The organism is Microcoleus pseudofavosus SVA1_A4 (genome assembly GCF_036700565.1).
Taxonomy (GTDB): Bacteria; Cyanobacteriota; Cyanobacteriia; order Cyanobacteriales; family Microcoleaceae; genus Microcoleus.
Window position 1 is genome coordinate 1 of sequence record NZ_JAUBPE010000148.1, and the last position, 4967, is coordinate 4967.

Genomic DNA, 4967 nt, shown 5'->3' on the forward strand with positions numbered 1-4967 from the left:
GTGAGGGCGCATAAGGTTTCTTCCTTCTTTCTGATTGTGAGAATTTAACAGGCTTCTCAATTCACATATCATTTCCAGTTTGTTTTGTCAACTCCTGATACTGTACCGACGCTCTAGTAAAACTACCAGGATTGGGAACCCTAATCCGACAATTACCGCCCAAGTCTGCCAGTCGTTTGAAAAGCTTAAATTACTCATATACTTCTTCCTCTCGAACACTTACTGTCTGCTTAGAACTTTTGAGTTGCCAAGCCACTAGCTGTTCTTTTCCTGGTTCTTGAATGTCACCAACCAGCTCAAAATCGTATAGTTATGGCAGGCGATCGCAGATGTCTTGAGACACGAAGATTGCTCCGGGCCCACAAGCAGACTTCAACCTATTGGCAATATTTACAGTATCGCGCCAAACGTCGTAGAGCAATTTATTTTTGCCAATGACGCCCGCAACCACATCTCCTGAATTGATGCCGATCCGCAGGTCTAGATGCAAGCCTTTTTCATAACTAAATCGGCGGACAAACGACAGCATTTCCAAAGCAAAATCTACCGTGCGTTTGTCATGATCCAGACGCGGCACACTCAGCCCGCATACAGCCATGTAACCGTCACCAATAGTTTTAATCTTCTCCAAACCGTATTTTTCTGTCATTTCATCAAAGGTTGTTACCAGTTCATTGAGCAAGCCAACAACCTCTTGGGGGGACATTGATTGAGTGAGTTTGGTGAATCGATCGAGGTCGGAAAACAAGACCGAGACATTAGAAATCTGATCGGCAATTTCTCGATCGCCCTGTTTGAGGCGTTTGGCGATTGCGGGACTAAATATACTTAAGACTAATGATTCATTTTCGCGATTTTTCTGTTCGATTAGTTTAGTTTCGGCACGAAGGCTGCCTATCGTTTGGTTAAATGATTCAGCTAAGTCTCCAAATTCATCTTGCGAACCAGATTTGACAACGGCATCAAATTCCCCAGCCCCCACCTTGCGGGCGCTAGCGATTAAAGTATTGATGGGTTTGACAAAGATTGCGGTCAGCCACATGGCAACAAGCGTGATTAGCGCGATGATTAAAGTAGCCCCAATCAAAACTGTTTTTTCAAACGAGTGAATTGAGGCATAGGCTTCAGAAACATCTATCTCCGCCAAGATCACCCACCTCAATCCATCAATATCTACTGGAGCATAAGAGCTCAAAACCGGAATATTGCGATAATCATCGATCGCCTCCGTTCCCTGTTTCCCAAACAAAGCTTCCTTCACTGCTTTTGTTTGCACTTCCTGTAGGAGGATGGTAGTATTATATTCTTTGATTTTCTTGATGGTCTTTTCATCAGTACCGATCGAGCGTAGAGTTTTTGCATGACCTTCTGGGTCTTCAATCTGGAAACGAGACGCAGAGCGCATTAGATAATCCGACCCAACCAGATAAGTTTCTCCTGAATCGCCCAGACCATTTTGTTTCCAATTTTTGTTACCAGTCATCACATTGTTAATTTTGTCAACGGGAAGCTGGAACGCCAAAATACCAATGAATTAGGAGCCGTTAAAGATTGGGGCAGCGATAAAAGCCGCAGGCGCACCGTAGGAAGGGGTGTAGGGCTTAAAATCTACTATTTTTACATAGCCCGTTCCCTTAGCGTTTCGTGCGGAGGCGATCGCCTCTGCTAGGTTACTCTCGTTGTAGGGGCCGTTGGTGAAGTTGGTGGTAAAGTCAGCTTCTTTAAAAACCGTGTAGACAACAGTTCCTTCGGGATCGATCAAAAACATATCGTAGTAACCGTATTTTTCAACTATATTGCGAAAAATAGGGTGGTAGCGGGCGTGAGCGCGGCTGTAAGCGCTGGCATCGCCTGGATTGTCAAGGAGAAGTTTTTTGCCAACGGGGTTGGGGTTAGCAGCGATGTAGTGGTACTGCAAATAACGGGCAGCGGCTGTTTTTGGCGTGTAAGATGCCAGAATCGGCGAACCCTCGTTAGTTCGCGTTAGTTTGGTTAGAAATTGTGTCTGGTAGTAGGTATCAATTTTTGCGTCAAAATCCGCTGGTACTGTTGATTGTTCAAGTTGGCGGTAGGCTGTCTTAAACTCCTGCATGGCGCCGACGACTGTCAGCTCTTCGCTTAGGGTTTGGCTGTGGTTGTGAAGGTTTTGAAAATAATCTTGGATTTGATAAGTTTTGGCAGCCCGAAGGCTTGTTAATTGGTTGAAGACTTTTTCGGTTAGAATAGATTTACCGGTGCTAGAGCATATATAGGTGCTCGCGAGCATAGCGCACAGGCTGACTACCAGCAACATGACTGTGAGTTTTGTCTTTATACTTAACTGTTTAAGTAATTGCATAGGAATTTTCCCGATCCTGTTTGCTTTCTTTTTATGATTATACATCTCGGTAAATTCAACTCTTATTGGTAAAATTTATTTGAATTAGATGTGAGGTGGGATTACAAGCGATCGACTCTTCAATTCAGTAATTTTTTCCGCAGTCATCCATAGTATAGAGGATATTAAGATCGATGTTGCTATTTTCCTTCTTGTCACGAGCAGCACTTCAATGCAATGATTCTAGGTCAACGGCTTTCATCGCGGGCGATCGCATTTCCGTAAGCCAAAGCTATTCTACTAAAGGGGCCGTCACCCTTTTAGTAGAATAGTAGACAAAAATCTCCTCAAAAAGCTGGCATCAATTTATTTATTTTTGACCTCATCTTCGGGAGACTTATACTTTGAGCCATCAGGCATAACAGCGCCTTCTAGCAAAGCACCACTCAGGTCAGAAATGCTGCTAACTTGAGCACCTTTGAGATTTGCACCGCTTAGGTAAGCACCTTTGAGGTTTGCACCACTCAAACTAGCATTCCTCAAATTGACGCCGCTCATATTTGCGTTACTCAAGTCCGCACAAATTAAATTAGCGCCACTGAGATTGGCAACACTGAGATTAACCTGACTCAAGCAAGCAAAACTCAGGTTGGCATTACTGAGATTAGCACCACTCAATTTAGCCTGACTGAGGTTAGCATTATTGAGGTTAGCGTGGCTCAGATTTGCATTACTGAGGTCGGCTTCACTCAATTTGGTTTCACTCAGATTAGCCCGAGAGAGATTAATATCTATTAACTCTGCACCAATAGCATCCAAACCTCTAAGAGAAACACCATCCTCATTCAAATCTTGGAGTGCCAGAATTCTTGCATAGCTAACTTTTACGCTGTGTGCTGCATCAACTGTACTCCAAGCTTGGTAGTGAAATTGCTTTCTGCGATCCGGTGCTTCTTTAATGAATAAAACTAAAGCAACGACAAGACTGAGAGCATCAGCACCCTCCAAAATCTCTGCCAGCAGAGAATTTTCCTCCGCGTTCACATAAATTATGATGAACAGAACGGCTGAAACAGTAGCAACTAACCAGGCCGGTTGTGTCCAAAAATTATCAATTAATTTTCCTAAACTTCCTTTGAGAACTTCACCCAATCGCTGAACGAATGATTGACCCTGAAATTGCTGATAAGTATCAGTTATTTTCGAGAGCATTTTTCGGATATTTTCACCATCCCACTGAATTGGTACTAAAGGCTTTTTCTGTGGCTCAGTTGGCGGCGCGATCGGGTTAGATTCGTTCAGTAATTGTGTCTTTGATTCTTTTGGCTGATTGTGGGTGACATCTTTTTGATCGGGGACAATCTTTGGTGAATAATTTACACCTGTGCCTTTTAACATCAAAGCAGTAATTGTTCTGTAGGCATCTGTCCACGCCCGCTTTACTTCGGGAGTCCAATCTTGCTGGAGAGACTGCTCCAAAGCACTCAGCAGTGCGACTCCAACTGGCCCGTAATATTTGGGAATTACTCCATAGCCGATGTGTCTGCCTCCCAAGGCGTTGAGAACTGGTTCCAAAGCCTCTGGAGAGCGGAGATTTTCAACTACCAATACCAAAGCATTGATGAGTTTTTTTTCTTGCTTTTTTAAATCTATATTGGCAAACATCGGTTTGAATTCAGGGTGAGCGATGAAGAGGTTTTCGTAGAAGCTAGCGGCAAATTCATCAGCGTGAGGTTTGATTTTCTCGAAACTGCTTTCCAGTAATTCTACGGCTAATTCTGGCTCTTTTTCGGGAACTGATTCTCGTTGTTGATTAGCTGCTACAGTCACCTTTTTATCTGGAATTATTTCTGTTTGTAATTGAAGTTTTTCAGGTGTAGTTTCTACACCTGCGCCTTTTAACATCAAAGCAGTAATAGCTCTGTAGGCATCTGTCCACGCCAGCTTTACTTCGGGAGTCCAATCTTGCTGGAGAGACTGCTCAAAAGCACTCAGCAGTGCGTCTCCAACTGGGCCGTAATATTTGGGAATTACCCCATAACCGATGTGTCTGCCTCCCAAGGCGTTGAGAACTGGCCCTAAAGCTTCTGGAGAACGGAGATTTTCTACTACTAAAACCAGAGCATTAATCAGCTTTTTCTGTTGCTTTGCCATATCTATATTGGCAAACAGCGGTTTAAATTCAGGGTGAGTTATAAACAATTTTTCGTAGAAGCTAGCGGCAAATTCATCAGCGTGAGGTTTGATTTTCTCGAAACTTTGCTCTAAAAGTTCAACATTTAAAGACATATTTTTGTTTTTCTCTTGAAAGTTGACGCTTCCTTGTATAAAGACAGGGTTTTTTAACTATCCGGCTCTGAATGAATGCTTTTGATAGAGTGTTTGAAGAGAGTTTCTTTGCTGACGCCAGGGCCAGATATTACAAACTCAAATTTTCCAACTCTTGCGACAGGGTAGCCATAAAGTCTTCTGCATCCTTGATGCCCATCTCCCCTAAAGCTTTCCACTCCTCGGTACTGTAATCTAAATCGAGTCCCATCACGTCTTGCGTCCAATAAGGCAAATTAGATGGGTTGTAAGGATTCAGGTCTGAAGAATGGGAATGAGCTCAGGCATAGCCAAGTCACAAGAATGGGCAGAAATAGCCTCA

4 protein-coding genes are annotated in these 4967 nt (G+C 43.4%); all 4 read right to left on the reverse strand.

Annotated elements, in window-relative coordinates; translation table 11 throughout:
• Positions 1–310 precede the first annotated feature (310 nt).
• Positions 311–1483 carry an adenylate/guanylate cyclase domain-containing protein gene (locus QUA02_RS32675; RefSeq protein ID WP_333033876.1) on the reverse strand — a complete coding sequence of 391 codons (1173 nt, stop codon included), beginning with the start codon at positions 1481–1483 and terminating at the stop codon, positions 311–313.
• Between the two features lie 51 nt (positions 1484–1534).
• Positions 1535–2338 (reverse strand): hypothetical protein, encoded by an 804-nt coding sequence (locus QUA02_RS32680; protein ID WP_333033877.1) that lies wholly within the window; start codon positions 2336–2338, stop codon positions 1535–1537.
• 345 nt (positions 2339–2683) lie between these two features.
• The gene (locus tag QUA02_RS32685; RefSeq protein ID WP_333033878.1) at positions 2684–4606 is read right to left on the reverse strand and encodes a globin domain-containing protein; all 1923 of its coding nucleotides are present in this window, start codon (positions 4604–4606) and stop codon (positions 2684–2686) included.
• 130 nt (positions 4607–4736) lie between these two features.
• Positions 4737–4880 (reverse strand): hypothetical protein, encoded by a 144-nt coding sequence (locus tag QUA02_RS32690; RefSeq protein WP_333033879.1) that lies wholly within the window; start codon positions 4878–4880, stop codon positions 4737–4739.
• Positions 4881–4967 lie beyond the last annotated feature (87 nt).